Annotated in this window: 22 protein-coding genes and 1 pseudogene; 9 read left to right on the top strand and 14 right to left on the bottom strand. The window is 71.6% G+C overall.

The genetic code is table 11. From position 1 onward, the window contains the following. Window positions 1-122: 122 nt before the first annotated feature. Window positions 123-566 carry a MarR family transcriptional regulator gene (locus AB0N06_RS20435; RefSeq protein WP_366136088.1) on the bottom strand — a complete coding sequence of 148 codons (444 nt, stop codon included), beginning with the start codon at window positions 564-566 and terminating at the stop codon, window positions 123-125. Window positions 567-684: 118 nt separating this feature from the next. Here AB0N06_RS20435 and AB0N06_RS20440 point away from each other — a divergent pair, with 118 nt between their 5' ends. Together AB0N06_RS20440 and AB0N06_RS20445 are read left to right on the top strand one after the other, a co-directional pair. Then, a complete protein-coding gene (locus AB0N06_RS20440) occupies window positions 685-2490 on the top strand; it encodes an ABC transporter ATP-binding protein (protein ID WP_366136089.1) in 1806 nt (601 codons plus the stop codon). Continuing rightward, window positions 2491-2811 (top strand): annotated as a pseudogene (locus AB0N06_RS20445) (hypothetical protein); the annotation flags it as partial. A gap of 299 nt (window positions 2812-3110) precedes the next feature. Here the strand turns inward: AB0N06_RS20445 and AB0N06_RS20450 are convergent. Continuing rightward, window positions 3111-4238: an NAD(P)-binding domain-containing protein gene (locus AB0N06_RS20450; protein ID WP_366136090.1), complete on the bottom strand. Its 1128-nt coding sequence runs from the start codon at window positions 4236-4238 to the stop codon at window positions 3111-3113. 187 nt (window positions 4239-4425) lie between these two features. On the opposite strand from AB0N06_RS20450, the gene AB0N06_RS20455 reads away from it, so the two are divergent. The 3 genes from AB0N06_RS20455 (at window position 4426) to AB0N06_RS20465 (ending at window position 6645) form a co-directional block, all read left to right on the top strand. Beyond that, the gene (locus AB0N06_RS20455; RefSeq protein WP_366136091.1) at window positions 4426-4986 is read left to right on the top strand and encodes a GNAT family N-acetyltransferase; all 561 of its coding nucleotides are present in this window, start codon (window positions 4426-4428) and stop codon (window positions 4984-4986) included. Window positions 4987-5091: 105 nt separating this feature from the next. Then, a complete protein-coding gene (locus AB0N06_RS20460) occupies window positions 5092-5514 on the top strand; it encodes a secondary thiamine-phosphate synthase enzyme YjbQ (RefSeq protein ID WP_366136092.1) in 423 nt (140 codons plus the stop codon). 150 nt (window positions 5515-5664) lie between these two features. Further along, on the top strand, window positions 5665-6645 hold the full coding sequence (locus AB0N06_RS20465) for a transposase (RefSeq protein WP_366136093.1): 981 nt from the start codon (window positions 5665-5667) through the stop codon (window positions 6643-6645). A 147-nt stretch (window positions 6646-6792) separates the two neighbouring features. Here AB0N06_RS20465 and AB0N06_RS20470 read toward each other — a convergent pair whose 3' ends face one another. From AB0N06_RS20470 to AB0N06_RS20495, 6 genes are all read right to left on the bottom strand, one after another. After that, window positions 6793-7713: a PfkB family carbohydrate kinase gene (locus tag AB0N06_RS20470; RefSeq protein WP_366136094.1), complete on the bottom strand. Its 921-nt coding sequence runs from the start codon at window positions 7711-7713 to the stop codon at window positions 6793-6795. Then, window positions 7710-8699: a zinc-dependent alcohol dehydrogenase family protein gene (locus tag AB0N06_RS20475; protein WP_366136095.1), complete on the bottom strand. Its 990-nt coding sequence runs from the start codon at window positions 8697-8699 to the stop codon at window positions 7710-7712. Before AB0N06_RS20475 ends, AB0N06_RS20470 begins: the two co-directional genes overlap by 4 nt. After that, window positions 8696-9559: a carbohydrate ABC transporter permease gene (locus AB0N06_RS20480; RefSeq protein WP_366136096.1), complete on the bottom strand. Its 864-nt coding sequence runs from the start codon at window positions 9557-9559 to the stop codon at window positions 8696-8698. The genes AB0N06_RS20475 and AB0N06_RS20480 overlap by 4 nt, the downstream gene beginning before the upstream one ends. Next, a complete protein-coding gene (locus AB0N06_RS20485; protein ID WP_366136097.1) occupies window positions 9556-10536 on the bottom strand; it encodes a sugar ABC transporter permease in 981 nt (326 codons plus the stop codon). The genes AB0N06_RS20480 and AB0N06_RS20485 overlap by 4 nt, the downstream gene beginning before the upstream one ends. Continuing rightward, window positions 10533-11894, bottom strand: coding sequence for a sugar ABC transporter substrate-binding protein (locus AB0N06_RS20490; RefSeq protein WP_366136098.1), 1362 nt, complete (start codon window positions 11892-11894; stop codon window positions 10533-10535). The genes AB0N06_RS20485 and AB0N06_RS20490 overlap by 4 nt, the downstream gene beginning before the upstream one ends. Before the next feature lie 100 nt (window positions 11895-11994). Further along, entirely contained in the window at window positions 11995-12756 is a 762-nt protein-coding gene (locus AB0N06_RS20495) for a DeoR/GlpR family DNA-binding transcription regulator (protein WP_366136099.1), read from the bottom strand. A 387-nt stretch (window positions 12757-13143) separates the two neighbouring features. Here AB0N06_RS20495 and AB0N06_RS20500 point away from each other — a divergent pair, with 387 nt between their 5' ends. Continuing rightward, window positions 13144-13905: a DeoR/GlpR family DNA-binding transcription regulator gene (locus tag AB0N06_RS20500; protein ID WP_366136100.1), complete on the top strand. Its 762-nt coding sequence runs from the start codon at window positions 13144-13146 to the stop codon at window positions 13903-13905. A 10-nt stretch (window positions 13906-13915) separates the two neighbouring features. On the opposite strand, the gene AB0N06_RS20505 is transcribed toward AB0N06_RS20500, so the two are convergent. Continuing rightward, window positions 13916-14206 carry a zf-HC2 domain-containing protein gene (locus AB0N06_RS20505; RefSeq protein ID WP_366136101.1) on the bottom strand — a complete coding sequence of 97 codons (291 nt, stop codon included), beginning with the start codon at window positions 14204-14206 and terminating at the stop codon, window positions 13916-13918. Window positions 14207-14299: 93 nt separating this feature from the next. Between AB0N06_RS20505 and AB0N06_RS20510 the strand changes: the two genes are divergently transcribed. Together AB0N06_RS20510 and AB0N06_RS20515 are read left to right on the top strand one after the other, a co-directional pair. Continuing rightward, entirely contained in the window at window positions 14300-15082 is a 783-nt protein-coding gene (locus tag AB0N06_RS20510; RefSeq protein ID WP_366136102.1) for a LamG domain-containing protein, read from the top strand. Window positions 15083-15379: 297 nt separating this feature from the next. Then, the gene (locus AB0N06_RS20515) at window positions 15380-15943 is read left to right on the top strand and encodes a sigma-70 family RNA polymerase sigma factor (RefSeq protein ID WP_366136103.1); all 564 of its coding nucleotides are present in this window, start codon (window positions 15380-15382) and stop codon (window positions 15941-15943) included. A gap of 42 nt (window positions 15944-15985) precedes the next feature. Here the strand turns inward: AB0N06_RS20515 and AB0N06_RS20520 are convergent, their stop codons facing one another. Continuing rightward, window positions 15986-16939, bottom strand: a complete 954-nt coding sequence (locus AB0N06_RS20520; protein ID WP_366136104.1) for a hypothetical protein — start codon at window positions 16937-16939, stop codon at window positions 15986-15988. 255 nt (window positions 16940-17194) lie between these two features. Here AB0N06_RS20520 and AB0N06_RS20525 point away from each other — a divergent pair, with 255 nt between their 5' ends. Then, window positions 17195-21595, top strand: a complete 4401-nt coding sequence (locus AB0N06_RS20525; protein ID WP_366136105.1) for an FtsK/SpoIIIE domain-containing protein — start codon at window positions 17195-17197, stop codon at window positions 21593-21595. Window positions 21596-21658: 63 nt separating this feature from the next. Here AB0N06_RS20525 and AB0N06_RS20530 read toward each other — a convergent pair whose 3' ends face one another. From AB0N06_RS20530 to AB0N06_RS20545, 4 genes are all read right to left on the bottom strand, one after another. Further along, on the bottom strand, window positions 21659-23278 hold the full coding sequence (locus AB0N06_RS20530) for a hypothetical protein (RefSeq protein ID WP_366136106.1): 1620 nt from the start codon (window positions 23276-23278) through the stop codon (window positions 21659-21661). A 52-nt stretch (window positions 23279-23330) separates the two neighbouring features. Beyond that, the gene (locus AB0N06_RS20535; RefSeq protein ID WP_366136107.1) at window positions 23331-23972 is read right to left on the bottom strand and encodes a hypothetical protein; all 642 of its coding nucleotides are present in this window, start codon (window positions 23970-23972) and stop codon (window positions 23331-23333) included. Between the two features lie 22 nt (window positions 23973-23994). After that, a complete protein-coding gene (locus AB0N06_RS20540) occupies window positions 23995-24279 on the bottom strand; it encodes a hypothetical protein (protein ID WP_366136108.1) in 285 nt (94 codons plus the stop codon). 73 nt (window positions 24280-24352) lie between these two features. Then, the gene (locus AB0N06_RS20545) at window positions 24353-24646 is read right to left on the bottom strand and encodes a WXG100 family type VII secretion target (protein ID WP_366136109.1); all 294 of its coding nucleotides are present in this window, start codon (window positions 24644-24646) and stop codon (window positions 24353-24355) included. Window positions 24647-25072 lie beyond the last annotated feature (426 nt).

Raw genomic sequence — 25072 nt, forward strand, 5'->3', positions numbered from 1 at the left:
TCTACAGCGAAGATTCACACCGCTCATGATCGGTGCAAGGCCTCGAGGCCGCCCGGCGAACCGGCCCGGCACGGGGCTGTGCCGACTCGCCCCGGCCCCCGGCACCATCCGAAGGCGGAGCCTCAGCAGCGACGCTCCGGCATTCCCGCGACCAGGGTGGACAGCAGCCCGCCCAGCACCGCGCGCTGATCGGCGGTCAAGGGAGCCAGGATCTCCTCCGCGGCCGCCCTCCGCGCGTCGCGCAGCGAGCGCAGCGTGGCGCGGCCCTCGTCGGTGATCTCGATCCGGACCACCCGGCGGCTGTCCGGGTCCGGGGCGCGGCGCACCCGGCCGCTCGCCTCCAACGCGTCGACCAGGCTGGTCACGGCGCGTGGCACGACATCGAGGCGCTGCGCGAGATCCGCCATCCGGGGCGGTCCGTCGTAGTGGGCGACCGTGCGCAGCAGCCGGAACTGGGCCGGCGTGATGCCGATCGGCTCCAGCTGGCGGCTCTGGATGCGCTGGAGCCGGCGGGTGAGCCGCAGCAGCTGCTCGGCCAGCAGGCCGTCGGGGTCGGGGGAGTCCATGGAGGGAACAGTATCAGGACGACGTTCATTGTGAGTATAGGTAACAATGAGCTATGCTCTCAAAGGTCGGACTGTCGCCTGCGGCCGTCTCCCTCCGTCACGCTTGTCGAAGGAGCCCATGAAACCCGACGAACCCACGTGGACACCCCCGCCCAGGGGCGGCGTGCGGCCGCCCGCCGAGCTGCGTCGCATCCTCCGCCTCTTCCACCCGTACCGCGGTCGGCTCGCGGTGGTCGGACTGCTCGTCGGCGCCTCGTCGCTGGTGTCGGTCGCCTCGCCGTTCCTGCTCCGCGAGATCCTCGACACGGCGATTCCCCAGGGGCGGACGGGGATGCTCTCGCTGCTCGCGCTCGGCATGATTCTCGCCGCCGTGATGAACAGCGTCTTCGGCGTCCTGCAGACCCTGATCTCCACCACCGTCGGCCAGCGCGTCATGCATGACCTGCGCACGTCCGTCTACGCCCAGCTGCAGAGGATGCCGCTCGCCTTCTTCACGAAGACCCGCACCGGCGAGGTGCAGTCCCGTATCGCCAATGACATCGGCGGCATGCAGGCCACCGTCACCTCCACCGCCACCTCGCTGGTCTCCAACCTGACGGCGGTCATCGCCACGGTCGTCGCCATGCTGGCGCTCGACTGGCGGCTCACTCTCGTCTCGCTCCTCCTGCTGCCGGTCTTCGTCTGGATCAGCCGCCGGGTCGGCCGCGAGCGCAAGAAGATCACCACCCAGCGCCAGAAGCAGATGGCCGCCATGGCGGCCACGGTCACCGAGTCCCTCTCCGTGAGCGGCATCCTGCTCGGCCGGACGATGGGCCGGGCGGACTCCCTCACCCAGGGCTTCGCCGACGAGTCCGAGCGCCTGGTCGACCTCGAAGTGCGCTCCAGCATGGCCGGGCGGTGGCGGATGTCGACGATCGGCATCGTCATGGCCGCCATGCCCGCCGTCATCTACTGGGCCGCGGGACTCGCCCTGCAGTTCGGCGGAGCCGCCATCTCCATCGGCACGCTCGTCGCCTTCGTCTCGCTCCAGCAGGGCCTCTTCCGGCCTGCGGTGAGCCTGCTCTCCACCGGGGTGCAGATGCAGACGTCCCTCGCACTCTTCCAGCGGATCTTCGAGTATCTCGACCTCAGGGTGGACATCACCGAGCCCGAGGAACCCGTCCAACTGGAGAAGATCCGCGGCGAGATCCGCTTCGAGGACGTGGACTTCAGTTACGACGAGAAGAGCGGCCCGACCCTCAGCGGTGTCGATGTCACCGTGCCGGCCGGCGGCAGCCTCGCCGTCGTCGGACCCACCGGTTCCGGCAAGTCCACGCTCAGCTACCTGGTGCCACGGCTGTACGACGTCACCGGTGGCCGGGTCACGCTCGACGGCGTCGACGTACGCGAACTGGACTTCGACACGCTCGCCCGGGCCGTCGGTGTGGTCTCCCAGGAGACGTACCTCTTCCACGCCTCCGTCGCCGAGAACCTGCGCTTCGCCAAGCCGGACGCGACGGATGCCGAGATCGAGGCGGCTGCCCGCGCGGCACAGATCCACGACCACATCGCCTCGCTGCCCGACGGCTACGACACCCTGGTCGGTGAGCGCGGTTACCGCTTCTCCGGCGGTGAGAAACAGCGGTTGGCCATCGCCCGCACCATCCTGCGCGATCCGCCCGTCCTGATCCTCGACGAGGCGACCAGCGCCCTCGACACCCGTACCGAATTCGCCGTACAGGAGGCGATCGACGCACTGTCCGCAGGGCGCACCACGATCACCATCGCTCATCGCCTCTCCACCGTTCGCGACGCGGACCAGATCGTCGTCCTCGACGGCGGCCGGACCGCCGAGCGCGGCAGCCACGAGGAGTTGCTCCAACAGGACGGCCGCTATGCCGCGCTTGTCCGCCGGGACACCCAACTTGCCCCCGTGACAAGCTGAGGACGCTTTACCGTGCCGCGCGCCGGGCGCAGCGCGGTGGTGAAGGCCCAGGCGGCCGAACATGGCATGACAGGGCTGCGGGAAGCGGTGGCGCTGGCCAAGGCCGGGCCGGCACAGCACTTCCGGCCCCACCCCCTACGCTCCTGACGTCCTGGGCGGGCTGCCGTCCACGCGGCCGACCATGAGCGGCGGGACGCCGAATCTCCCGACCACCCCCTCACCCGGGTCCGCCGCACCCTCGGCGCGATCGCGGAGACGGTCACCGTGGTACCCGAGTTCGCTGCCCTGCCCGAGTTCACCGGGCCGGGGAGCCGATGCTGAGACCGTACACGCGACGGCGCCGGGGCTGAGCAGAGGTCAGACGAGCCAACCCACGAAGTGGACGAGTCCGGCAAGCAGGTTGGTCAGGACGTTCATCAGGTGTATCTCCTCGTACATGGTGTATCTCCGGGACAGCGCAGTCGCGGTCTGCAGCCCGTTGTTTGCGCCCTGTAATCATCAGGTGCCGCAGGCGAGTTGAGCAACGATCGGCCATGCGATCACGCGTTCCAGCGAACATCCGATCCCCTGTTCGTGTGTTCTGTTCTCGCGGTGCGGAGCCGTGTCGTCCTCGGGCGATGTCACACCAGAGCGGCGGTGTGCTCGCCCCCGCGGCCGACGGCGTCGTCCGTGCCGGCCTTCAGCAGGTGCCTGATGGCACGCACCGCCGCTCGCCCTGCCCGATTGGCGCCGATGGTGCTCGCCGACGGCCCGTACCCGACCAGATGGACCCGCGGGTCCCGTACGGCCTGTGTGCCTTCGACCTGGATACCGCCGCCGGGCTCGCGCAGCCGCAACGGCGCGAGATGGTCGATGGCAGCACGGAACCCGGTCGCCCAGAGGATCACATCGGCGTCCACCGTCCGCCCGTCGTCCCACGCCACCCCGGTCGGAGTGATCCGGTCGAACATCGGCAGGCGGTCGAGCACTCCCTCTTCCCGGGCTCGCCGCACGGCGTCGGTGACCGGCAGCCCGGTCACACTCACCACGCTCTGCGGCGGCAGCCCCCGCCGTACGCGCTCCTCCACCAAGGCGACGGCGGCCCGCCCCTGGTCCTCGCCGAACGGCCCCTCCCGGAAGACCGGAGGCCGACGCGTCACCCAGAAGGTGTCCGCCGCCACCTCGGCGATCTCCATCAGATGCTGAGTGCCGGAGGCGCCGCCACCGACCACGACCACCCGCCGCCCGGCGAACTCCTGGGGCCCCGGATAGTTCGCGGTGTGCAGCTGACGCCCCCGGAAGGTCTCCTGGCCCGGGTAGCGCGGCCAGAACGGCCGGTCCCAGGTGCCGGTGGCATTGATCAGGGCGCGCGTGGCATACGCCCCCTCGGAGGTCTCGACGAGCAATCTCCCGCCGTCGCCCTCCCGTACCGCACTCACTTCCACGGGCCGGTGGACCCGCAGGTCGAAGGTGCGCTCGTACGCGTCGAAGTACTCGCCGATCACTTCGGACGACGGGCGGCTGTCGTCGGCGCCGGAGAGTTCCATGCCGGGCAGCGCATGCATGCCGTGGACCTTGCCGTACGTCAGTGAGGGCCACCGGAACTGCCAGGCGCCGCCCGGACGGGGCGCGTGGTCGAGCACGACGAAGTCGCGGTCGGGCTCCAGACCTGCGCGGTGCAGATGATAGGCGCCGGACAGACCAGCCTGTCCGGCGCCGATCACGACCACGTCCACTTCCCGTGCTGGCCCGACCCCAAAGTTGTTCACGCTTCTACCAACCCATTCGGGCTCGGGGATCTTCCCGGTCGGCGGCCCCGGCTATCAGCGGTGGCGCCCACCGGAGCGGACGCCGGGCACCCGTTCATGAAAGGCCCCCAGCAGCGGCGATGCTGGAACGGTCGACAAGCGCCGAGCGTCTCTGGGAGCTCGTGGAGGTTCGTGCGAGGATCGCGCGATGAACGATCTGACCTTCCGCCTCGCCGAGGATGCCGACCTCGCCACTCTCGTTCGCGTGCGTGACGATGCCGCCCGCTGGATGCTCGCCCAGGGCATCACCGGCCAGTGGCAGCCCGGCGAGCTGGATGAGGACCACTTCCGCCGGATCTTGGCGAGCGGCGGCGAAGTCTGGCTGGCCGAGGTTGACGACCGCGTGGCCGGGGCCTGGGAGTTGTGGTGGGAGGACGAGGAGGCCTGGGGACCGCAGCCGCCGGTGGCCGGCTACGTGCACCGGCTGATGGTGGACCGCAGCAGCGCGCTGCCCGGGACCGGGCGTCTGCTGCTGCAAGCCGCGGAACACCGCGTGGCCACCGCGGGGCGGGCGTTCGTACGTCTGGACTGCCTGGCCGGCAACGCACGCCTGAACGCCTACTACCTGGACGACGGCTACCGGGTCGTTGGCCATAAGGCGGGCAAGCCGCAGCCGGGCGGTACACCCAAGTCGTTCACACTTCTCGAGAAGACCTTGCGGGCAGGCCGCGAGGACGGTTGCTCAAGGTCAGTGCTCCACGCCACCTGACGTATCCATACCGGACGAGGTGTTGTTCACCAGTTGCCGCCACCGGTACCGCCGATCTCGGAACGTGGACGCGCCGTCTCGCGCCACGAGCGAGAAGATGGGGGCATGCCCGATGCCTTCAGCACCAGCGTTCTGCACATCACGACCGGTGGCGCCGAGACGGTCACCGACCTGACGGACGACTGCGTACGGTTTCTCACCCGCGCCGCCGTCGGCCGGGACGGCCTGCTCAACATTTTCGTGCCCCACGCCACCGCCGGAATCGCCATCCTGGAAACCGGGGCGGGCAGCGACGAGGACCTCCTCGCCACCCTCCACACACTGCTGCCCACGGATAACCGCTACCAGCACCGCCACGGCAGCCCCGGCCACGGCCGCGACCACGTCCTGCCGGCCCTGATCGCACCGCACGCCACATTGCCGGTGATCGACGGACGACTGGAACTGGGTACGTGGCAGTCGGTGTGCCTGGTCGACACGAACATGTCTAAAGACAACAGGCAGGTTCGTCTGAGCTTCCTCGGCTGACCAAGATCGTTCCCGAGGGTCGTGCCGCCAATTCTCCGTACCATGCGTGCGCGAACGGAGAGAAACTTGCACGGTACGGCCCTACATGCGATCGAACGTCCCTATGACGGATGCGGTAAGTGCCTGCTCGGAGTGCGGCGATTGTCGCGCGTGAAGTTGGCCACGTCTTCCCCTGAACGCCAGCGGGAGAACGTGCTCACCGCCGCCGCGTCCGTGGGCGCGCACATCATCGGCTGGGCTGACGACTGGGAGGTCTCGGGCGCCACCGACCCCGTGACCCGCCCGAAGCTGGGCCCCTGGCTCCGGGATGAGAGGGGTCCTTACGACGGTCTTGTCGCGGCCGCCGTGGACCGGCTGGGCCGCAACGTCGTCGACTGCCTGAATACCGGTTACAAGATGCGGGACGAGAAGAAGATGCTCGTCACGTACGGGCACGACGGTCCTTGGGAACTGGACGACCCGGCCGACGAGAACCGTTTCACCATGGAAGCCTGGGGCGCGCAGATGGAACTCCGCGCGATCCAACGCCGGAACCGCGACGCCACGATCAAGATCCGGGCGGTCGGCCGGCCGAAGGGCAAGCCGTCCTACGGCTTCCAGTACGTGCGAAAGGTGATGAGGGGCAAGGTCGACCACGTCGAACTGCACCCGCACGCTTCCGAGGTGATACGAGACGTCGCCCGTCGCATCCTGGCCGATCCCGAGAACGTCACGACCAGCAGTGAAGCGGCCCGCCTCAACCGTGCGGGCGAGGTGAGGTTCCCCCGAGATGCGGAGGATGTTGACAGAGGGTCAGATGGGCTCATGAGAGGAACATCGACCATGGCCGCACCCAGGAAATATCCGTTGGAGTTGCGTGAGCGTGCGGTGCGGATGTATCGCACCACCGAGCCGAAGCCGCAGATCAAGCGCCTCGCCATCGACCTCGGCGTGCATCCCGAGGCGCTGCGTGGCTGGATCCGCCAGGCCGAGGCGGACGCCGGCGAGCGCGACGACCGGCTGACCACTGACGAACGTGCCGAGCTCGCCGCGCTGCGCAAGGAGAACACCCAGCTCAAGCGGGCGAACGAGGTCCTGCGGACGGCTTCGGCTTTTTTCGCGGCGCAACTCGACCCGACCCGGCCCAGGTGACCGCGCTCGTTGACGAGCATCCCCACCTGGGAGTCGAGTGCGTACTTCGGGAACTGCACATCGCTTCCTCGACCTTCTACCGGTGGCGCCGACGTGAGAAGGAGCCGTGTGAACGGCAGCGCCGCGACGCGGAGCTGACCGAGCAGATCAGAACTCACGTCGACCACACGCGTGGGCCGCGGTTGAGGCGGCGTGGCGGAGCAGGTCCTCGGCGTCGGCCTCGGAGAGGGCGGACAGGCCGGCGCGGGTCAGCGCTCCGGTGTCGGACAGGCGGGCCAGGATCGCCGCCATGAAGGCGTCCCCGGCTCCGATGGTGTCGGGCCTCGTCAGGGGCTCCGCCGGTACCGACACTTCGCCGCCGGCGGGCAGGAAGGCGGTGCTGCCCTTGGGGCCCAAGGTCAGGAGCACGAGCCGGCCCTCGGCCGCCCGCGCGCGGCACTCGGTCTCGGTCGAGGAGGACGGCCATAGCTGCCGGGCGTCCTCGTCGCTGACCTTCAGGACGTCGGCGAGGGCGGCCAGACGCCGCAGCCGGACCCGGCTCTCGGCCGGCGCGAGGGTGCGGTCGGCGCGGACGTTGGGGTCGACCGCGAGGACCGAGTCCCGCGCGGCCGCCGTGGCGGTGGCGAGCACCGCGGCCGCGGCGGGGGACACGACGGCGGCGAGTCCGCCGACGTAGACCGCCTGGTAGCGGGCGAGGCCCTCCGTCCGGGACGTCACCTCGAACGTGGCGGTGTCCCGGAGGTGGAAGTGGTACCGCGTCCCGTGGGGGCCAGGATCCGCCATCGCGAGGGCGGTGGGCAGCGACGGGTGGGCGCAGAGCGCCAGGTCCACGCCGGCCGAGCGCAGCCGCTCCTCGTTCGCCCGGCCGAAGGCGTCGTCGCCGAGCGCCCCGGCGAAGACGGCCCGCCCGCCGAGCCGGGCGATCCCCGCCGCCACATTGGCCGGTGCGCCGCCGGGGCGCGGGCGCAGCACGCCGTTCTTCGCCGGTACGAGGTCGGTCAGCGCCTCGCCCATGACCAGCACCGGACCCGGGCCGGCGGACCGGGCACCGACTCCGTCGCCCCTCACGGCTGCACCACGATCTTGCGCCCGAGGCCGGCCTTGAAGCGGTCGAGGGCCCTGGGGTACTCCTCCAGCGGCAGCCGGTCGCTGATGAAGACGTCCGGGGCGAGGACGCCGGAGGCGAACAGGGCCGCCGCGCGCTCGAAGCTGTGCAGCACGGCCATCGAGCCGGTGATGGTGATCTCCTGGTTGTAGATCCGGTACGGCTCGATGACCACCCTCGCCGCGTAGTCGGCGACGCCGAACTGAAGGAACGTGCCGCCCTTGGCGACCCGCCCCAGTCCGTCCTGGATCGCGGCCGCGTTGCCCGTGGCGTCCACGACGACGTCCCAGCCGCCGGGCCGGTCGAACTCCTCCGGCGTGGCGGCGCTGCGCGTGACGCCCAACCGCGTGGCGGTCGACAGCCGTTCGGGGTTGATGTCGACGATGTCGACCGCCGTGGCCCCGGTGCGCTTGGCCAGCTCCAGCATCATCAGGCCCATCGTCCCGGAGCCGTAGATCAGGACCTCCGCGCCCAGGGTGCCGCGGAGCACGTCGTAGCCGCGTACCGCGCACGACAGCGGCTCGATGAGCGCGGCGTCGCGTACGTCGACGTGATCGGGCAGCCGGACGCAGTTGGCGACCGGGGCGCGCGCGTACTCGGCCGCGCCGCCCGGCTCGGTCACCCCGATCGCCGCCCACCGCTCGCAGAGGTTGCCGCGCCCGACCCGGCAGTACCGGCACTCGTGACACGGCAGCGACGGGTCCACCGCCACGCGGTCGCCGGCGCGGAGTTCCGTCACCTCCGCTCCGACGGCGACGACGACGCCCGCGAACTCGTGTCCCGGTACGAGGGGCAGGCTCGGTGCGAACTCGCCCTGCAGGATGTGCAGATCTGTGCCGCACAGACCGCACGCGGCGACCTCCACGACGACTTCACGGGGCCCCGGCGCGGGGTCCGGGACCGAGGCGACCGACACCTTGCCGGGCGCCTCGACGACTGCTGCCCTCATTTCACGGCTCCAAGGGAGAGGCCCTGGACGAGCTTGTCCTGGGCGGCGAAACCGGCGGCGAGCACCGGCAGGGACACGACGACGGAGGCGGCGCACAGCTGGGCGAGGAACAGGCCCTGGCTGGTGACGAATCCGGTCAGGAACACGGGGGCCGTCTGCGCGGTGACCCCGGTGAGCACGCGCGCGAACAGCATCTCGTTCCAGCTGAAGATGAAGCAGATCAGCGCGGTGGCCGCGATGCCGGGCGCGGCCACCGGGGCGACGATCCGGGTGAGGATCACGGGCAGCCTCGCCCCGTCGACCTGCGCCGCCTCGATCATGGAGACGGGCACGTCGGCGAGGAAGGACTGCATCATCCATACCGCGATCGGCAGGTTCATCGAGGTGTACAGGATGACCAGGAGCCAGATGTTGTCGAGCATCCCGGTGTTCTTCGCGAACAGGTAGATCGGCAGCAGGCCGGCCACCACTGGGAGCATCTTGGTGGAAAGGAAGAAGAACATCACGTCCGTCCACTTGCGCACGGGCCGGATGGACAGCGCGTAGGCGGCCGGCAGCGCGAGCACCAGGACCAGCAGGGTCGAGAAGACGCTTGCCGTCGTGGAGTTGATCAGCGACGGCCACGGGTTCGCGCCGCCGCCCGCGCCGAAGAACTCCCGGTAGCTGTCGAGGGTCAGCGCCGCGCCCAGCGAGGGCGGGTTGGTCGCCGCGTCCGGCTCGGAGTGCAGCGAGGTGAGCAGCATCCACAGGACCGGCAGGCAGAAGAGGACCCCGACGGTCCAGGCCAGCAGGGCCAGCCCGGCCGAGCGGCGCCGGGCCCTGCGGGCACCGGCGGCAGAAGCGGTGGCTACGGTGCTCATCCGCGGCTCGCCTCCTCGTTGAACAGGGACGACACCACGCGCAGCGCGAACGTCGCGATGATGATCGTGCCGATGACGACGAGCACGCCGGCCGCGGAGGCCAGTCCATACTCGTGTGCCTGGTAGAAGGTCTGGTAGATCGTGTACGGGAGATTGGCGGTGCCGAGCCCGCCGGAGGTCAGGGTGAAGACGGCGTCGAAGTTCTGCACGATGTAGATCGAGCCGAGCAGCACGCCCAGTTCGAGGTAGCGGCGCAGATGCGGCAGCGTCACGTAGCGGAAGAGCTGCCAGTCCGAGGCTCCGTCGAGCCGCGCCGCCTCCATCACGTCCGGCGGCCGGGACTGCAGTCCGGCGAGCAGGATCAGCATCATGAACGGGGTCCACTGCCACACCAGGGCGCCCTCGACGGCGAGCAGCGGGGAGTCGGAGATCCAGTCCGACTGGGCCGGCGTGTCGTCGCCGAACAGTCCCGCCAGCCAGGCCCAGACGCCGTTGAGCAGGCCGTACTCGGGGTTGTAGAGGACGTGCTTCCACAGAAGCGCCGCCGAGACGGGGACGAGCAGGAACGGGGTGATCAGCAGGGTGCGGACGAACCCCCGGCCGCGGAAGGTCCGGTCCATGAGCAGGGCGAGCAGCAGGCCGAGGAGCACGGAGGCGATCACGACCGTCGCGGTGAGCAGCACGGTCGTCAGCACCGACTCGCGCAGCGCGGGATCGGTGGCGACGGTCCGGTAGTTGTCGAACCAGGCGAACGAGCGGGCGTCCGGGTTCAGGGAGTTCCAGTCGAACACGGAGATCACGAGCGTGGCGACGAAGGGCAGCTGGGTCACCGCGACGAGGAACACGAGGGCGGGCAGCAAAGGCGCCCGCGTCGCCCAGGCCCGGGCGCCGCCCGGGCGACGCGTCCTGCTCGTGTGCCCGGCGCCGCCTCTCCGTTCGGTGACGGCGCGCGGGGAGGAGCCGACCGTGGCGGTCACCGGTACTCCTTCCCGACCTTCTCGGCCAGGATCTGGCTCTTGCGCAGGGCCTCGTCGACGGACTGGCGTCCCGCGATGGCGGCGCTGATCTCCTGCGACACCTTGGTGCCCAGGTCGGTGAACTCCGGTATGCCGACGAACTGGATGCCGGGCGCCGGGCGCTCCTGCACCCCGGGGTTCTCCGGCTGGGCGGAGCCGATCGCGGCGAGGGTGACCTCGGAGAATGCCTTGGCCTCCGCCACGTAGGCGGGGTTGCGGTACGTCGAAGTCCGCTTGCCCGCAGGCACGTTGGCCCAGCCGATCTCCTTGCCGACCAGCTCCTCGTACTTCTTGCTCGACGCCCAGGAGATGAACTTCCAGGCGCTGTCGGACTTCTTGGACGCCTTCTGGATGCCCCAGGCCCAGGTGTAGAGCCAGCCCGAGCTCTTCGTCCGCTCGACCGGGGCCTGGACGTACCCGATCTTGCCCTTGACCGGCGAGTTCGCCGCCTCCAGGGAGCCCGCCGCGGCGGTGGCGTCGTACCACATGGCCGACTTGCCCTGGGTGAGGTTGTTGAGACACTCGGCGTAGCCCGCCTGCGCGGCGCCGGCCTCGCCGTGCTTGCGCACCAGGTCGACGTAGAAGGTGGTGGCCTTCTTGAACTCGGGTGCGGTGAGCCGGGCCTTCCAGTCCTTGGTGAACCAGGTGCCGCCCATGGTGTTGACGACGGTGGTGAGCGGCGCCATGACCTCGCCCCAGCCGGGCAGTCCACGCAGACAGATGCCCTTCATGCCCGGTCTGGCGCGGTCCGCTTTGGCGGCGAGGTCGGCGACCTGCTGCCAGGTGGGGCGATCGGGCATCGTCAGGCCCTTCTCGGCGAAGACGTCCTTGCGGTACATCAGGAAGGACGACTCCCCGTAGAACGGCTCGGCGTAGAGCTTGCCGTCGGCGGCGGTGAGGGACTTGGTGAGCGGCGCGAGGACGTCCTGCTGGTCGAACGCGGTGTCCTTGGCGACGTACTCGTCGAGCGGGTGCAGCCAGTCGTTCTTCGCGTAGATCGGCACCTCGTAGTTGCTGATCGTGGCGACGTCGTACTGACCGGCCTGGTTGGCGAAGTCCTGGCTGATCTTGTCGCGTACGTCGTTCTCCGGCAGCACGGTGAAGTTGACCTCGATGCCGGTTTCCTTGGTGAAGTGCTTCGCCGTGAGCTTTTGCAGCTCGGTCATCTGCGGGTTGTTCACCATGAGGACGTTGACGGCGTCGCCGTCGGACGAGGCCGTGCTGCCGCCCGCGCCGGTGCACGCGGCGAGCAGGACGGTGGCCGCGGCGGCCGCCGCGAGACGGACCGGGGTGACATGGCGGTGCTTGACGTCTGACATGACGCCTCCTGCGGTGTCGGGTTTGTGCGGGTGGATGGTTGCCGTGCGTGCGCACACGGACGAGGCCGTTGCGTGTACACACGGACGAGTCGCCGTGCGTTCACACACGGATGACCTGGGGACCGAGCAGCGTGTACCGCTGTGCCTCGGCTGCTTGCAGGCCGGTGTCCGTCACGATCGCCTCGATGTCGCGGACATCGGCGAAGCGGCAGAAGCTCACGGCTCCGAACTTGGTGTGGGCCCCGACGAACACCCGCCGCCGGGAGCCGCGTACGGCCTGGCTCTTGACCTCGCTCACGGCCGGATCGGGCGTGGTGAGCCCGTGCTCGCGGGAGATGCCGTTGGCGCCGACGTACGCCAAGTCGATGACGAGGCCGGCGAGCATCCGCGAGGCCCAGTGGTCGACCGTGGCCAGGGTCGAGGGCCGTACCCGGCCACCGAGCAGCAGGACGGTGATGCGCTCGGCGTCCGTCAGGGAGTGGGCGACCGTCAACGAGGCGGTGACGACGGTCAGCGGCCGGTCGCGCGGGAGCGCCTCGGCGATCAGCTGCGGGGTGAAGCCCTCGTCGACGAAGACCGTCTCCGCCTCCCCGAGCAGTCGCACGGCGGCCGCGGCGATCCGGGTCTTCTGCGGCACGTTGCGCGTGGTGCGCTCGATGAGCGTGGACTCGAAGCCCGCGCTCTCCACGGGCCGGGCGCCGCCATGGTTCCGGCGGACCAGGCCCTCGCGCTCCAGCACGTTGAGGTCGCGCCGGATCGTCTCTCTCGCGACGGCGAACTCCGCCGCCAGATCGGACACTTCGACCGAACCCGAGTTTCTGGTGATGCGCAGGATCCTCCGCCGGCGTTCCTGGGTGTCCACGCCTCGCCTCACCTTCCGACAGGCTTGCAGCGGATGCCCGTTCGGGCCTGTGGGTTGTTTGTACAGGCAGCGCGACGCAGGTGACCAGGTTGTTCACCGTGGGGATACTGCCCGTTCATGCCCGAATCCACGGCACCGCTCGTGCTGATCAGGGGCTCTGCGAGGACGCTCGCGGGCGGCGCCGATGCCCGTCTGCCGGGCCGGGCGCGCCCATTGGCTGCCCGTTCGCAGGGGGTGGGATCCCGCGACGACGGGATCGAGTTCCCGCGATCAAGGCATGTTCATGACGTCACGGGGGGCACATGATGGATCACGCTGGGCCGTCGGGGCGTCCAGCGAGGCCCCGGACGCCCACCCGGGGTCTCCCCAGCGTCGAATGGTGAAAGCGTGACAGCCGAGGACCGTCGTCATGTGATTCTCACGGCGGCACGCCGTGAGGGCGCGGTGGAAGTCGTCTCACTGGCAAGGCAGTTGGCCGTCTCCCAGGAGACCGTGCGCAGGGATCTTCGAGTCCTGGAGGAGCACGGACTGCTCCGCCGCACGCACGGCGGCGCCTATCCGGTGGAGAGCGCCGGCTTCGAGACGACCCTGGAGACGCGGACGTCGCGGTACGTGCCGCAGAAGGTCCGGATCGCCCGCGCCGCCGCGGAGCTGCTGGGCGAGGCCGAGACGGTCTTCGTCGACGAGGGCTTCACCCCGCAGCTGATCGCCGAGGCGCTGCCGGCGGACCGCCCCCTGACCGTGATCACCGCCTCCCTCACGACGGCGTCCGTGATGGCCGTCCGCGACAGCGTGCAGGTCCTGCTCCTCGGCGGCCGGGTACGGGGCTGCACGCTGGCCACCGTGAACCACTGGACGACGTCCATGCTCGCCGGGTTCGTCGTGGATCTGGCGTACGTCGGGGCGAACGGGATCTCGCGCGAGCACGGGCTCACCACGCCCGACCCCGCGGTGTGCGAGGTGAAGGCGCAAGCGGTGCGATCCGCGCGCCGACGGGTCTTCTCCGGGGTCCACACCAAGTTCGGGGCGGTGAGTTTCTGCCGGTTCGCCGAGGTGCGGGAGTTTGAGACGATCGTGACGGACACCTCCCTGCCGGCGGCCGAGGCGCAGCGGTACTCGTTGCTGGGCCCGCAGGTGATCCGGGTGTAGCACGCCCGTCTCACGGCGGGCCGTCCGGCCTCGGCTCGATCTCCCATGGCTCGACCGTGCCCATCAGGTCGACGAGGTCCGCGTGGCCCAGGGTCTCGGCCAGGCAGGCCGGACAGCCCGCCAGATGTCTCTCGACGGCCTCCCGGCCGGCCCGGTCCAGCGCGCCGAGCGCATAGACCGTCAGTTCGACGCGCGCCTGTGCGCACTCCACCCTCGGCACCTCCTCGTGTGCGTCCCACCCTCGGCGCTCGGCTTCCCCCGCGCCGACCGGGTCGACGGACGAACGCCCGGCATGGTTCACGTGACACGCCGCGGACACCGGTGAACCGGTTCCGCGCGCCGTCCGTCGACCCGGGCGCAGTCCCTCCACCCCAACACACTCCTGGAGAGAGCCATGACGCGCAAACAGGCGCTGAGGTGGTCCCTGGTGTCGCTGATCGCGGTACTGGCCGTCGCCCTGACCTTCTTCCTCGTCGACCTGGGCGGCACCACCGGCGCGGCGAGCGAGAAGTCCCCCACTGCCCGCGGCACCCAGCCTCCCAACAAGATGCAGGCCGTGGGCGTCTGGCCGCTCGACGGCGGCGAGGGAGCGGCGGTGAAGGACTCCGCGGGCAAGTACGACGCCAAGCTGCTCGGCGGCGCCACCTGGGGCAAGGGCGAAGGCGGCGGCGTCCTCGAACTCGACGGCCACCGCGGCTTCGTGGACGTCGGCACCCGCGTGCTCGACGTCTCCAAGGACTACACCGTCGCGGCCTGGGTCCGGATGGACGCGCCGGGCTTCCGGACCGCGGTCTCCCTGGACGGTCCCGACGCCAGCGTCTTCTTCCTGCAGTACGTGGCCGACGACAAGCGCTTCTCGTTCAGCTTCATCAACGCCCGCGCCCTCGCCCAGACGGTGGGCGAACCCGAACTGGGGCGTTGGTACCACCTCGCGGGCAGTTACGACCAGGCCGCCGGCACCCTGCGCGTCTACGTCGACGGCAAGCTCGCGGGCATGTCCCAAGCGCGCAACGTTACGCCGCCCGCGGAGAATCTCGTCATCGGCCGCGGCAGGTCCTCCGGCCGGCAGGCCGACTTCTGGGACGGCGGCCTGGCCGACGTCCGCGTGTTCAACCGGCTGCTGACCGACGGCGAGGTCGCCTCGCTGGCCGCCGAGCGGCCGAACGGCGCCTCCTGAGGCGTCCGGCCGCGGCGCGGGCGGCACGTCCGCTTACGGGCCCGCCCTGGGCGGGGGCGGGCCCCAAGCGGAGGTCCGGGTAGGCCGAAACGGGCGGCACCCGCCCGCGCCCGACGAGGAATCCGCAGGTCAGCAAGGGTACGGCCGGGCCGCAAAACGCTCGTACTCGGTCTCGAAGTCCCCGGTCACGGGCCCGATCGGGCCGCCCGGATGCCCGTAGAACAGGGGCAGTGCCGGAAGAGAGAGGGCAGGGCGCCACGGGGCGCGGCGCCGGCGAAGAGAGCGGAGGGACCACCCGTGCAGCAGTCACTCCTGGCCGACCCGGCGGCACGAAGCGAGCGCCCCGAGGCCGCCGACGCGTTCCTGCGGGCTCTGTACGAGCGGCACGGCCACGTGCTCGTACGCTTCGCCGCGCGCCTGCTCGGCGGTGACACGCATCGCGCGGAGGACGTGCTGCAGGAGGCGGCGATCCGCGCCTGGCAGCACGCCCGTTCGCTGGACCCGACGGCCGAGGAGATACGGCCCTGGCTGTTCGCCGTCATACGCAATCTGGTCATCGACGGCTACCGGGCCGGGCAGGCACGGCCGGCGGAGGTCGCCGACCGCGCGCTGGAACAGGCGTCCGTCCCCGACGGCGTCGACCGGGCCCTGACCATGCAGATCGTGCTCGAGTCCATGCGGACGCTCGCCCCGTACCAGCGCGAGGTGCTGCTGCACGTCCACTACCTGGGCCGCAGCGTCAACCAGACGGCCGAGCTGCTCGGGGTGCCGCCGGGCACCGTCAAGTCCCGTACGTACTACGCGATGCGCGCGCTGCGCGAGGCACTGGCCGCGCGCGGGCTGGGCGCCGGCCCCGGGTGAGGCGCCCTCGCCTCGCCCGGGGCGTCCGGCTCCCGCGGACGGTCAGCCCATGCGACCCGTGTGGACGTCGATCTTCAGCCCCAGCGGACCCGTGTCCAGGGCCCCGTCCGAGGTGACCTCGAAACGCCAGCCCGCGTCGGCCACGTCGCCGATGACAAGCAGGGCGTCCGAGGCGCGCAGCCGGCCCAGGGCCGCCTGCTCGTGACGGAAGTTCGCCGCGTCGAGCACGAACAGGCGCGGCGTGCGGCCGGCGACGCTCACCGGCCCGCCGCCCACGATCTGCAGGTAGATCTGCGTCACGGCGGGATCGCCGGGGGCCCCGCCCGCGGCGGCGGCCGACTCGCCGCCGGACAGCGCCTCCTCCAGCGTCGCCACCGTGTGCAGCCGGGCGGAGTGCAGACCCAGTCCGCCCGTCAGCTCGGACGTGGCGGCCGAGCCGACCAGCGTCACCTCGGCCAGCCGCCCCACGGGGCCGGTGATCAGCTCGGCGACCAGGGCGCCCACGAAGCCCCGTACGTCGGCGGCTTCGCCGGTGACCGCCGTCGGAGCGGAGGAGCGCGACAGGTCCACGAGGACGCGCTCGCCGTCCTCGATCCCGATGGTGACGGCGAGCGAGAAGGGCTGACCCACCAAGGGCCCGCCGCCGGCGCGGTCGAGGCCCGCCGGTTCGGCCCGCCACTCGTCGCCGGCCTCGTCGGCCGCCCACGACTCGGGGGCGTCGCGGTCGGCCGTGGCGAGCCGCAGCCCGAGCCGCTGTCCGGAGTACACCACGGCGTACACGTCCGGCAGGGCCCGCCCCGCGCGGGCGCAGTCCTCGGTGAGCCGGCGCAGTCCGAGGTCGATCACGTCGAGGGCGGCCCGCCCGGTGACGTCGGGCGTGGCCCGCCTGCGCGCGGGCGCGGCGCTCCTGCCGCGCAGTTCTGTGATGACCAGGGCGGCGACGGCACCGGCGAGGGCCACGCCGAGCGCTACGGCCAGGACGGAGGACGCGTTCATGTGACCACCTACGTGAGTTGGAAGACATCGGGGGCTTCGAGCACGGCGCCGACAGACAGGCGGCACGTCGGCCTACGGGCCCCGTGGCGAGACGGTTCACGGCGGACGCGCCGACGGGTGTGCGCCGTCCGGTGAACCGGTCCGTGCCCGCGTCCGTAGGGCCCATCGGCGTACGCCAGGGGCGCGAGCCGCATCGTGCGTCACCGCCGCGTCCCGTGTCCCGGTCCGGTTTGCCCGTACCTGCTGGAGGCCTTCGTGTCCTTGATATTCACCGTGGTCGTCGACGGCGCGGACGCCTTCGACGTCCACCTCGACGCCGACCCCGACTCCCCTGTGAGCGCCGTCGTCGAGGCGCTCGCCGAGACCACCGGCGCCCCGCTGCCGCTGGAAGGCTCCGGCCTGTACGTCGACGGGGTCGAGCTCGACGCCGACCAGGCGCTGCGCGACTCGCCGCTGCGCGACGCCGCCGTGGTCGGCCTCGGCAGGCCCGTGCCCGCGCCGGGGGCGGAACCCGGCGGACTGGTCGAGATCCGCACGGTCGGCGGGCCCGGGGCCGGCGCCGTGCACCGCCTCGACATCGGGGACTACCGGCTGGGCCTCAGCGCCGCCGGCGATCCTCAGGTCCTGCGCGGCACACCCGCCGGCGCCCTCGCCGCCCTGCGTGTGGGCCCCGGCGGGCGCTGCGTGCTGGCGCCGCTCAAGGACGGTCACGGACTGCGCGTGGACCGCGAAGAGGTCGACGGCGAGCGGTCCTGGCCGATCGGCGGTCAGCTGGAGATCGGCTCCTGCCTGCTCGAACTGGGCCGCCCCGAGGCGCCCGACGCCGCCGTGCAGCGCTCCGAGGACGGCTCGGGCCTGGACTACAACAGGCCGCCGCGGCTGCTTCCGCCGGAGACGGAGACCCGGTTCCGGCTCCCGGTACCGCCGGCGCCGGAGCCCAGGCGGCCGCTGCCCTACTTCGCGGCGATCATGCCGCTGGTGGCGGCCGCGGCGGGCGTGTTCATCTTCGGCAGGCTGAGCTTCCTGCTGTTCGGGCTGCTCTCGCCCGTGGCGATCATCGGCAACTACCTCGTCAGCCGCCGCTCCGGCAAGGAGACGTACGCGGAGCAGGTCGCGAAGTACGAGGAGAAGAAGGCTCGGATCGAGAAAGAGGCCGACGACGCCCTCGTCGCCGAGCGCACCGCGCGCCGCCGCGGCTTCCCCGACCCGGCGCTGGTCCTGCTCACCGCCGTCGGTCCGCGACACCGGCTGTGGGAGCGGCGCACCGAGGACGGCGACTTCCTCGAACTGCGGGTCGGCACCGCCGACCAGCCATCGGAGGTGAAGCTGGAGGACCCCACCAAGGACGAGCACCGGCGCCATGACCCGCGTACGTCGTACGATGTCCCGGTCACCGTCGCGCTGCGCGAGCACAAGGTCCTCGGCGTCGCCGGCGACGGCCCGGTCGCCCGTGCGGCGGCCCGCTGGCTGCTCGCTCAGGCCGCCGTCCTGCACAGCCCGAACGACCTGCGTATCCATCTGCTCAGCGGCCAGCAGGGCGAGCACGCCTGGGCGTGGCTGCGCTGGCTGCCGCACGTGCGCCGCCCCTCCGGGGACACGGTCGCCGACATCGGCACGGACACCGAGACCGCGGCCCGGCGGGTCGCCGAGCTGACCGGGCTCATCGCGGCGCGCGCCGCCGCCGCTCGGGACCGGCGCGCGGTGGCCCAGCGCGAACCGGACGTCCTGGTGGTCCTCGACGGAGCCCGGCGGCTGCGCTCGCTGCCCGGCGTGGTGCAGATCCTGCGGGACGGACCGGCCGTGGGCGTGTACGCCATCTGTCTCGACGCGGAGGAGCGGCTGCTGCCCGAGGAGTGCCAGGCGGTCGTCGTGGAGCGGTCCGACGGCCGGCTGCGGGTCGGACTGACCCGCTCGGCCACCCTGGAGGAGGTGCGGCCGGACGCGGTGACCGCGGACTGGTGCCGCTCGGTGGCCCGCGCGCTCGGCCCGATGCGGGACACCGGCGGGGCCGGCGAGGACGCGGCCGTGCTGCCCTCCGCCGCCCGGCTGCTCGCCGTACTCGCCCTGGACCCGCCCACGGCGGACGTGGTCACGGCCCGCTGGAAGGCCGGCGGGCGCACCACGTCGACGGTCGTCGGAGTCTCCCTGGACGGCGCGTTCGCCCTCGACCTGCGACGGGACGGGCCGCACGGACTGATCGCCGGCACCACCGGCGCGGGCAAGTCGGAGCTGTTGCAGACGATCGTCGCCTCGCTCGCCGTCGCCAACCGGCCGGACGCCATGACCTTTGTCCTGGTCGACTACAAGGGCGGCTCGGCCTTCAAGGACTGTGTGTCCCTGCCGCACACCGTCGGCATGGTGACCGACCTCGACGCCCACCTCGTCGAGCGGGCGCTGACCTCGCTCACCGCCGAGCTGCGGCGGCGCGAGCACATCCTCGCCGACGCCGGGGCGAAGGACATCGAGGACTACGTCGACCTGCTGCGCCGCGAGCCGCGGGCGGGCCGCGATCCGATGCCCCGCCTGGTCATCGTCATCGACGAGTTCGCGTCGATGGTCCGCGACCTGCCCGACTTCGTCACCGGCCTGGTCAACATCGCGCAGCGCGGCCGTTCCCTCGGCATCCACCTCATCCTCGCCACCCAGCGCCCCAGCGGCGTGGTCTCACCCGAGATCCGCGCCAACACCAACCTGCGGATCGCCCTGCGGGTCACGGACGCCGGGGAGAGCCAGGACGTGCTCACCTCGCCCGAGGCGGCGGGCATCTCCAAGTCCACGCCGGGACGGGCGTACGTGCGTCTGGGCCAGTCCTCGTTGGTGCCGTTCCAGGCGGGCCGGGTCGGCGGGCGCAGGCCGGGGACGGCCGCGACGTCGGCCCCCGCCCCGTGGGTCGTGCCGCTCGGCTGGGACCAGCTGGGCCGACCGCTGCCCGCCCGGCCGCGTGCCGCGCGGCAGGGCTCCGACGACGCGATCACCGACCTCGCCGACCTGGTCGAGGCGGTTCGCGGGGCGAACACAGAGCTCTCCATTCCGGCGCAGCACTGCCCCTGGCTCCCGGCTCTGCCGACCCGGCTGCTCCTTCAGGACCTGCCGCCCGTCGAGCCGGGCGACTACGACCTCGCGCCCGTGCCGTACGCGCTGATCGACCTGCCCGAGGCGCAGGCGCAGCGCCCGCTCACCCTGGATCTGGCGACGCTGGGGCATCTGCACATCGCCGGTTCGCCCCGGGCCGGACGCTCCCAGGCGCTGCGCACCCTCGCGGGCGCCCTGGCCCGCGCCCATTCCAGCACCGACGTGCACCTGTACGGCATCGACTGCGGCAATGGCGCCCTGCTGGCCCTGGAAGCCCTGCCGCACTGCGGGGCCGTCGCCCAGCGCAGCCGGCCCGAGCGCGTCGCCCGGCTCCTCGACCGGCTCGTCCAGGAAGTCGCCCGTCGTCAGGAACTGTTGGCCGCCCGGGGCGCCGGCGGGCTGCCGGAGCTCCGCCGGTCCCTGGAGCCGCAGGACCGCCCGCCGCACCTGATGCTGCTGCTCGACCGCTGGGAGGTGTTCGAGAAGACACTCGGCGAGTACGACGGCGGCAACCTGCTCACCGCGGTGCAGGGACTGCTCCGGGACGGCGCGAGCGTGGGCGTGCACGTGGTGCTGGCGGGCGACCGCTCGCTGTTCTCCAGTCGGCTCAGTTCCACCACCGAGGACAAGCTGGTGCTCCGGCTCAACGACAAGGCCGAGTACAGCTTCGTCGGCATCCCGGCCCGTACCGTCCCCGACGACGTCCCCTCGGGGCGGGCGCTGCGGGCCGTCGACAAGGCCGAGCTTCAGATCGGGCTGCTGTGCGCGGACGACAGCGGTGCGGCGCAGGCCGCCGCGCTGCAGGACATCGGTGCCGCCTGCCGTGAGCGCGACACCGAAGTCCCCGCCTCCGCACGCCCGTTCAGGATCGACGAGCTGCCCGACCGGCTCTCCGCGGAGGAGGCGAGGCCGTACGCCCCGGAGCGGCGGCCCAGCGCGCTGTGGGCGCTGGCGGCGGTCGGCGGCGACGAACTCGTCGGTCTGGGACCGGATCTGACGGTCACTCCGACGTTCCTCGTCGGCGGTCCGCAGCGCTCGGGCCGCAGCACCGCGCTGCTGACGATGGCCCGGTCGCTGCTCGACGGGGGAACGCCGCTGGTGCTCGCCGCGCCGCGCCGCTCACCGCTGCGCGAACTCGCAGGCGTCGACGGGGTGCTGGCGCTCTTCGAGGGGCCGGACATCGAGCACGACGCCCTGGAGGAGGCCCTCGCCCTGGCGAGCGACGGCGTGGTGGTCGTGATCGACGACGCGGATCTGCTGCTGCAGACGCAGGCGGAGCCGGTGCTGAACCGGATCGCGCGCACCGGCGCGGAGGTGGGCCAGGGCCTGATCGCGGCGGGCGAGACCGACCGGCTGGTCGCGGGCTTCTCGGGCTGGCACACGGATCTGCGGCGCAACCGGCAGGGACTGCTCATCTCCCCGCAGAACATGGGCGACGGCGAGCTGATCGGCATCAGGTTCCCGCGCAGCAGGCTCGGCGCGGGCCGGCCCGGCCGGGGCATGCTGCACCTGGGCGACGGGGTGGTGCGGACGGTGCAGGTGCCGGAGACCGTCGTGGCGGACTTCCCGCGCCGTACTCCGTAACCCCGAACAGCACTTCGCCCCGTCGGCCCGAGGAAGCCGGCGGGGCGAGGTGTGTGCGGCCCGTTACGGCCGCAGCGGCGTGGTGGGCGGGGGGTTCTGGTTCGTGTTGCCCACCAGGGGGTTGCCGTGCGCCACCGAACCGGGCGCGTGGCCGGCCGTGGCGATCGGTGCGTAGAAAGAGCCGATGAGCGCGGTACTGGCGCCGATGGCACCGGGGATGTTGCCCCGGGCGGCGTTGCCCATGTTGGCCAGCCACTGGCCGAGCGACGACGTGTTCACCCCGGCGACGTTCTTGAAGACGGTGGCGAGCTCGTCCGCGAGGTTGGGCAGCCCGGGAGGCACCGGCGTGGAGGGCGCCGGCGACGGAGGCCGTGTCCCGCCCACCGAGGGCGGGGGCGAGCCGACCGACGGCCGGGGAGTCCCGCTCGGAGTCCCCGACGGGGTCCCAGGCCGGGTCCCCTCTGGGGTGCGCGGGGGCGACTGGGGCGGCGTGAAGAAGTCGTCGGAGGAGGGACGTGGCGAGTTGGGCGGGGTGGCGGAGCCGTCGGACGAGGGCCGTGGCGAGGTCGGCGGCGTCCTGAAGTCGTCCGCCGACGAACCGCTCGAGGACGGCGGCCTGCTGGGCGGCGGGCTGCCCGGTGGGGTGTGGGAGCTGCCCGGCCGCGGCGGGGTGCCCGGTGGGGTGCCGGGCGGCGTGTGGGAACTGCCCGGCCGCGGCGGGGTGCCCGGTGGGGTGCCGGGCCGTGCGCCGCCGGCTCCCTTCAGCCACGGCCCGAACGTCTTCCCGAGCCCGTTGAGGAGCGAGTACCCGCCGAAGGCCGTGCCCACGACGCCGAGGACGATGCCGAGGACGTCCCAGTTGCCGGCGACCACGCCTCTTGTGATGTTGATGCTGAGCGGCACCAGCCCGGTCAGCAGGCTGAGTCCGCCCAGGAGCAGACCGAGGCCCTGGAGGCCGGGGACGAGGAAGGACAGCACGCCGAGGATCGCGCTGAAGATGCCGAAGGCCGAGCCGATCTTGTCCCAGAGCTTGTTCCAGAAGTTCTTCTGCCGGACCGCGTCGTCCTCGGCGACTCCCATGGCGGTCGCGGCGGTGCCCGCGTCGGCGATCCGGGCGTCCCAGGCCTGCGTGGCGAGCAGTCTGGCCGCGTCGAGTTCGCTCTGGGCGGTGGCCACGGCACCGTCGGCGGAGGAGACGGCCCTCCTGGCGTCGTTCAGGGCGCGGGTGCGCTCGCCCTGAGCCGCCTTGTCGTCGTCGGGCGGCCGGGGGCCGTTGTCGAGAGTGGTCAGCGCCGCCGAGGCGGCGGCGGCCGTCGCGACGGCCCCGTCGAGGCGGGTCTTCGCGTCCCGCCCGTCCCGAAGGGCCCGGTCGGCGTCCCGCTGATGGTCCCTCAGCAGCGGGACGTAGTCCCCGATGGCCTTGGCGGCCTTGTCGTACGAGTCACGCAGGGCGCCCACCTGCGTGGGCAGCTCCTTGCCGATGACCTCCTTCAGTTTGGACATGGCCTTGCCCGAGCCGAGGTTCGAGTCCTTGATGCGCCGGATCACGTCGAAGGCGGACTCGGCCTCGTCGGAGACCCTCTGGTATTCGTCGGCGAGCTTCCTGAGGATCTCCGGGTTGCCGGGGGTCGGATCCTCCGTCAGCCCCAGCACCTCCCAGTCGCTCGCGGGTGGTCTGACCATTGCATGGACCTCGCTTCCCTCTGCGGTTCTTACAGAAGGCCAGGAACGGACGTCAGGACACGAACCGGACGGAGCCGGCGATCGCGTCGAACACGTCGAAGAACGCCGTCGTCAGGCTCAGGTTGGGGGTGGCGCTGGACACCACCAGGGAGCCCCGGCTGCCCGGCACCGGGATGACGGTGTGCATGGTGGCCATGCGGACCACGCTGCCGCCAGCGAAGCCGACGTCCTCGATCCGGGTCACCCGGCCGACCGTTCCGAGCTCCGGCAGCTCGCGCGTCTCGACCCGGTTGGCCTCGGTGCCGCGGCCCAGCGCGATCTTGTCGTTCTCCAGGGCGACGGGCGCCAAGAGTTCGGCGAGATCGGCGGGACCGTCCTCGGGCGGCATGACGCGCAGTACCACCGTGGTGGCCATGATCGAGGAACGGTCGGGCAGGAAGGCAACCATGCCCGCCGCCCTGAGCGCGCCCTGCCCGTGGGCCTCGCGCGCGACCTTCCTGCCGTGGCGGACGAGCCGGTCGAGCAGCTCGCGGTCCACGTCGTGGCCCCGTGCCTGTTCACGCACCCGCCGCCCGATCGACGCGTCCCGCGTCGACGGGTCCAGGTCGAGGGTCCACCAGGGGTCGGGGATGTTGATGGTGAAGTGCCCAGGGACGGCGGTGGGCGCCGCCCCGGCCGTGGCTGTCTCGGTCATCGGGTGTGTGCTCCTGTCTCGGTCACAGCTTGCCCGCCGTCCCGTCGTCCGCCTTCTGGAAGTTCTCGACGGCGCCGTCGGTGGCCTTCTTGAACGAGTCCACGTTCTCCTGGACCCGGTCATGACCCTTGGCCCAGGCGCCGTCGAAGCTGTTGACCGCGGAGATCAGCTTGGCGTCGCCGACGTCGCTCTCGCCGCCCACCCGCTGCAGGCCCGTCTTGTCCTCGATCCGGGCCCGGATGTCGGCCAGCCCCGCCAGGGTCTCCTTGAGTTGGTCGATCGGGACATTGATGACTCCGTCGGCCATCGTCGCTCCTTTCACGAGCGCCGGCCGGGCCCCGAACTGCGGTGCGGTCCGGGGCCCGGCCGTGAGGGCGGGGTCAGTGCATGCCGGCGGTCGTCTGGTCGTCGGTGTCGACGAACGCGTCGGCGGTCTTCCTCAGGTACTCGGCGATCTTCTGCATCTCACCGATGCCCGACTCGAGTTCGCGCTGGTAGTTGTCCCACATGGGCTCGAACTTGGCCTTCGACTGCGGGGTGTCGTAGGAGTTGTCGACCACGTGGTCGATCTTGTTCTTGGCCTCCCTCAGGGCGTCCTGCATGCGTTCCCGCTGGTTGTCCATCCACCCGGCGGCCTCACGCATCTCCTCCGGACTGACCTTGATGTTGCCCATGCCGCTTCCCTCCGCTCGTCGGAAGCACGACGCGCCCGGCGCCGCGCGACGGTCCCTACGGAGGCCACGGCGAAACGGTTCACGGGGGAGGGCGGGGACGGCTCAGCCCGGCACGTCCTCACGCCGCGTGCCGATCTCCCGCAACGGAGTGCCGTCCAGGGGGGCGGAACAGCGCATCCTGGACTGGAGCGCCCCGGACCGCTTACTGCCCGAACCCGAGCCCTGCCGGCATTGTGGGAGACCTGCCGGCCTCCTCGATGATGAAGCGCACCCGCCCCACAAGGTCTGCGCCGAGAGAGCCCTACGGTGATGCCCTGCAAGCAGGTCCGGCACCGGGACCGCGTCCGGTGCGGGGACGGTCGTGCGGACCTTCTTCCGCAGGTGCACCCCGACGATCCCGCAGCGTCGCATCAGCCGGGCGACGCG

Origin of the sequence: Streptomyces sp. NPDC051020 (genome assembly GCF_040683105.1) — a bacterium.
Taxonomy (GTDB): domain Bacteria; phylum Actinomycetota; class Actinomycetes; order Streptomycetales; family Streptomycetaceae; genus Streptomyces.